The sequence below is a fragment of the Actinomadura logoneensis genome (assembly GCF_003428695.1).
In the GTDB taxonomy this organism is placed as follows: Bacteria; Actinomycetota; Actinomycetes; order Streptosporangiales; family Streptosporangiaceae; genus Spirillospora; species Spirillospora logoneensis.
This window is the reverse complement of record NZ_QURH01000823.1, coordinates 1-4,741: the sequence shown is the minus strand read 5'-3', so window position 1 is coordinate 4,741 and position 4,741 is coordinate 1. Positions and strand designations below refer to the sequence as shown.

The 4,741-nt window shown below is 70.9% G+C and carries 6 protein-coding genes; 2 read left to right on the top strand and 4 right to left on the bottom strand.

The window, feature by feature from the left end; genetic code table 11:
* Positions 1–49: 49 nt before the first annotated feature.
* The 4 genes from pspAB to DZF91_RS28175 all read right to left on the bottom strand — a co-directional run bounded on the left by pspAB (position 50) and on the right by DZF91_RS28175 (position 2,730).
* Entirely contained in the window at positions 50–619 is a 570-nt protein-coding gene (gene pspAB, locus DZF91_RS28190; RefSeq protein ID WP_117360157.1) for a PspA-associated protein PspAB, read from the bottom strand.
* The gene (gene htpX, locus DZF91_RS28185) at positions 619–1,536 is read right to left on the bottom strand and encodes a zinc metalloprotease HtpX (RefSeq protein WP_117360156.1); all 918 of its coding nucleotides are present in this window, start codon (positions 1,534–1,536) and stop codon (positions 619–621) included. Before htpX ends, pspAB begins: the two co-directional genes overlap by 1 nt.
* Before the next feature lie 85 nt (positions 1,537–1,621).
* The gene (pspAA, locus tag DZF91_RS28180; RefSeq protein ID WP_117360155.1) at positions 1,622–1,900 is read right to left on the bottom strand and encodes a PspA-associated protein PspAA; all 279 of its coding nucleotides are present in this window, start codon (positions 1,898–1,900) and stop codon (positions 1,622–1,624) included.
* The gene (locus tag DZF91_RS28175) at positions 1,897–2,730 is read right to left on the bottom strand and encodes a PspA/IM30 family protein (protein WP_117360154.1); all 834 of its coding nucleotides are present in this window, start codon (positions 2,728–2,730) and stop codon (positions 1,897–1,899) included. Before DZF91_RS28175 ends, pspAA begins: the two co-directional genes overlap by 4 nt.
* A 181-nt stretch (positions 2,731–2,911) precedes the next feature.
* On the opposite strand from DZF91_RS28175, the gene DZF91_RS28170 reads away from it, so the two are divergent.
* Positions 2,912–3,454, top strand: a complete 543-nt coding sequence (locus DZF91_RS28170) for a DUF3043 domain-containing protein (RefSeq protein ID WP_235834625.1) — start codon at positions 2,912–2,914, stop codon at positions 3,452–3,454.
* 201 nt (positions 3,455–3,655) lie between these two features.
* Positions 3,656–4,660 carry an aldo/keto reductase family protein gene (locus DZF91_RS28165; protein WP_117360152.1) on the top strand — a complete coding sequence of 335 codons (1,005 nt, stop codon included), beginning with the start codon at positions 3,656–3,658 and terminating at the stop codon, positions 4,658–4,660.
* Positions 4,661–4,741 lie beyond the last annotated feature (81 nt).

The window sequence follows — 4,741 nt, the reverse complement described above, 5'->3', positions numbered from 1 at the left end:
GGGCGGGTGGGGCGGGCGGGTGGGGCGGACCGCCGGGGCGGACGGCCGGTCAGAGGCCGGGGGCGCCCCAGACGGGGAACCAGCGGCCGAGGTCGTCCTCGAACTTCAGGTCGGCGCCGACCGCGCCGCGGGTCTGGATCTCCAGGGCGTTGTCGCGGCGGTTGCCGGCCAGCGGCGCGAACGGGTAGAACGTGCCGCGCTTGTACAGGTAGACCAGCGCGAGGCGCTGGCCCTGCGGGCCCTTGAAGCCGACCAGGGAGCACAGCAGGTGCGGGCCGAAGCCGCCCGCCTCCAGCGTGGCGTTGACCGCGTGCAGGTCGGTAACCAGGCCGGCCACGTCGTCCGGGGTGTGCCGCGACAGCAGCCAGGTGTAGCCGTAGGAGTCCTGGCTGATCTCGACGTCCGGGGTGTCGCCGGAGTTCAGCAGCTCGACCGCGTCCTTCTGGAGCTGGGCGAACGCTCCGCCCTCGGCGGCCCGGAAGCACACCGACCCGAGCCCGGTGGGGGTGAACCCCGCCGCCGCCTCCAGGGTGATCGCCGCGGTGGTGAGGCCGAACAGCGCGTCGAGGTCGGGCTTGACCGGCTTGGACCGGCCGAGCAGGGCGTCCAGGAACCCCATCACACTCCCCTGCTGAGCTCGCCGGAGATCTTGTTGAGCTGCTCGAGCCGCTTGTCCAGCGTGGGGTGCGTGGAGAACAGCTGCGAGACGCTGAAGCCCTTGCCGAACGCCGGGGTGAAGAAGAAGGCGTTGAACGGCTGGGCCGCGCGCAGGTCGTCGGTCGGGATCCGGGCGATCTCGCCGGTGACCTTGGTGAGCGCGCTGGCCAGCGCGGACGGCCGGCCGGTCAGCAGCGCCGCGGCGCGGTCGGCCGACAGCTCGCGGTAGCGCGACAGCGCCCGGGTGAGCAGGAAGCTGATCGCGTACGCGACGGCGCTGACCGCGACCACGGCCATCAGCATGACCGCGGCGTTGTTGTCGTTGTTACGCCGGTTGAACCCGCCCCACAGGCCGAACTCCAGCCCGATCCGGGTGAGCAGCCCGGCGCAGATGCCGAGGAACGAGGCGATCGTCATGACCGCCACGTCCCGGTGCGCGACGTGCGCCATCTCGTGGGCGAGGACGCCCTCGAGCTCCACCGGGTCGAGCCGGCGCAGCAGGCCGGTGGTGACGCACACGACCGCGTTCTTCTGGTTGCGGCCGGTGGCGAAGGCGTTCGGCACGTCGGTGTCGGCGATCGCGACGCGCGGCTTGGGCGCGTCCGACATCGCGCAGATGCGGTCGATCACGCCGTGCAGCTCGGGGGCCTCCTCGGGGGAGACCTCACGAGCGTGCATCGCGAACTTCGTGATCTTGTCGGAGAAGAAGTACTGGACGAACAGGAAGACCAGGGCGACGACCAGGCCGATCACGCCCAGCCGCGGAGAGATCACGAAGAACGCCGTCACGAACGCGACGTAGACCAGCCCCAGCAGGAACATCGTCACGAGCATGCGCGACGTCAGCCCCCGGTCGGAGGCGTAACGCGTGCGGGCCATCTTCTCTCTTCTCCCGTCCCCCGGTACCACTCGTCAGGTACAACGTCCGGACCCCGGCATTCGTTGCCGGGACCGGACGCCGCACCTAGTCCGGGATGAGCCCCTCGTCGCCGAGCATGGCGCTCACCTCGTCGATGCTGGCGTCCGCCGGCGGCAGGATCAGCTCCGACGGCTCGAGGCTGTCGGGCGGCAGCGCCCGGCCGACCTTGCGGACGTTCTCCAGCAGCCCGTGCAGGGCCTTGCGGAACTCTTCCTCGCTGCCCGACTCGATCGCCGTCTCCAGCGCGTCGTCGAGGTCGTTCAGGACGGCCAGGTCCTCGGCGGCGACGTCGAGCTGGCCCTCGCCCATGATCCGGACGATCACTGGTGGCCTCCCGGCTGCTGCGGCCACTGGCCCTGGCCCTGCGGCTGGCCCTGCGGCTGCGCGTGCGGCGCGGCCTGCGGGTGCTGCTGCGCGGGGGCGCCCTGGCCGGGGTTCAGCTCCTTCTGCGGGGTGCCCTGGCCGAGTTCGGCCTTCAGCGCCTCCAGCTCGGCGTCGACGCCGTGGGTGGCGCCCATGCGGTCGAGCTCGGCCTGGATGTCGTCGCGCGGACCGGAGAAGTCCTCCAGGGCGCCGGACGCCAGGAGCTCGTCGATCGCTCCGGCGCGGGCCTTCATGTTCTCGGTCTTCTCCTCGGCGCGCTGGATCGCGAGGCCGACGTCGCCCATCTCCTCGGAGATGCCGGAGAACGCCTCGTTGATCTTGGTCTGCGCCTCGGCCGCCGTGTAGGTGGCCTTGATCGTCTCCTTGCGGGTGCGGAAGGAGTCGACCTTCGCCTGCAGCCGCTGCGAGGCGAGGGTGAGCTTCTCCTCCTCGCCCTGGAGCTGCTGGTACTGCGCCCGCAGGTTGCCCAGCTCGGAGTCCAGGCCGGAGCGGCGCGTCAGCGCCTCGCGGGCCAGGTCCTCGCGGCCGACCTGGAGGGCCTTGCGGCCCTGCTCGGTCAGCTTGTTCTGCTGCTGCTCCAGCTGGTTGATCTGGAGCTCCAGGCGCTTGCGCGAGGTCGCGACGTCCGCCACGCCCCGCCGGACCTTCTGCAGCATCTCCAGCTGACGCTGGTAGGAGTAGTCCAGGGTCTCCCGAGGATCTTCCATCTTGTCCAAAGCTTTGTTCGCCTTGGATTTGAAGATCATCGACATTCGCTTCATCACGCTCATCGCGCGGCGCCGGTCCCTTCGTGCTGGCTGGCCCGGTCAATACCGGGCTCAATGACCACTGCTGGGGTTCTTATCACCCTACGCGTTAACGCGCGAGGCAGCCACGATGTTCGCAGCCGGTAGGCTGAACTCCGTGTTCCGACGTCGTACCCACGAAGCCCCCGAGGCTCCTTCTTCCCCAGTGGCGGTCAAGCCCGGGGGCAAGGGCCGTCCCACGCCCAAGCGCAAGGACGCCGAGAAGCGGCGGCGTCAGCCCATCACGGCGCCGCAGAACCGCAAGGAGGCCTACAAGAGGCTCCGCGACAAGCAGGCCGCCGACCGCGCGCGGGCACGCGAGGGCATGAGCCAGGGCGACGAGCGGTACCTGCTCAAGCGCGACAAGGGCCCGGTCCGCCGGATGGCCCGCAACTACGTCGACTCGCGGCGGACCGTCGGCTCGTACCTGATGTACCTGCTGCTGGCGCTGGTCGTGCTGAACTTCCTGCCGATCCCGGCCGTCCGGCTGGCGATGCTGTTCGCGCCGCCCGTGCTGCTGCTGGTCGTGTTCGTCGAGGGGCTCCTGCTGGCGCGGGGCGTGAACAAGCTCGCCGCCGAGCACTTCCCCGACGAGGACCGCAAGGGCTTGGGCCTGTACGCGGCGATGCGCGCGATGCAGATCCGCCGGCTCCGCGTCCCCAACCCGCAGGTCCAGATCGGCGACACCTCCTGGAAGCCCAACAGCTGACCCGGCCGAAGGCTCCACGGCCGACCCCGCCGGTCGCCCACGGCTGACCCGGCCGGACGTCGCACGGCCGACATCGGGCGGAGGTCGGCTGGAGGCCGGCCGGATCAGCGCTTTCGCGGCCGATCCTGCCGGAGGGTCGTGGCCCGTCCGGCCGCCCGCCGCCGCGCCGAGGAGCGGCCGGACGCGTCGTAGGGTCGGATCATGGAATTCCGACGCCTCGGCCGCAGCGGCCTGAAGATCAGCGAAGTCTCCTACGGCAACTGGCTCACCCACGGTTCACAGGTCGAGGAGGACGCCGCGCGCGCCTGCGTGGCGGCGGCCCTCGACGAGGGCGTGACCACCTTCGACACCGCCGACGTGTACGCCGGGACGCGGGCGGAAGAAGTACTGGGCCGCGCCCTGAAGGGGCAGCGCCGCGAGGGCCTGGAGATCTTCACCAAGGTCTACTGGCCGACCGGACCCGGCCAGAACGACCGCGGCCTGTCGCGCAAGCACATCTTCGAGTCGGTCCACGGCTCGCTGAAGCGGCTCCAGACCGACTACGTGGACCTCTACCAGGCACACCGGTTCGACCACGAGACCCCGCTCGAAGAGACCCTGCGGGCGTTCGACGACCTCGTCCGGCAGGGCAAGGTGCTCTACGTCGGCGTGTCGGAGTGGCGGCCGGAGGAGATCGAGCGCGCCCTGAAGATCGCGGACGAGATGGGCTTCGACCGGATCGTGTCGAACCAGCCGCAGTACAACATGCTGTGGCGGGTCATCGAGCCCGAGGTCGTCCCGCTGTGCGAGCGCGAGGGCATCGGCCAGATCGTCTGGTCCCCCATCGCGCAGGGCGTGCTCACCGGCAAGTACCTGCCCGGCCAGGAGGCGCCCGCCGGTTCCCGCGCCACCGACAAGGAGGGCCGGGGCGCGGACATGATCGCCGGCTTCATGCGGGACGAGGTGCTGCGCCGCGTCCAGGAGCTCCGCCCGATCGCCGAGGAGCTGGGGCTCACCATGGCGCAGCTCGCCGTCGCGTGGGTGCTGCAGAACCCGAACGTGTCGTCGGCGATCGTCGGCGCGTCCCGTCCGGAACAGGTCAGGGACAACGTGAAGGCCGCCGGGGTGAAGCTCGACGCCGACGTCCTCAAGCGCATCGACGACATCGTCGACCCCCTGGTGGAGCGCGACACCGACAAGATCCAGAGCCCCGCCACCCGCCCGTGACCCCGCGGGGCGCCCCCGGCGCCCCCGCATCCGAGGCCATCGCGGCCCGGCATCCGCCGCGCAGCGCCCGCGCGCCGCCCG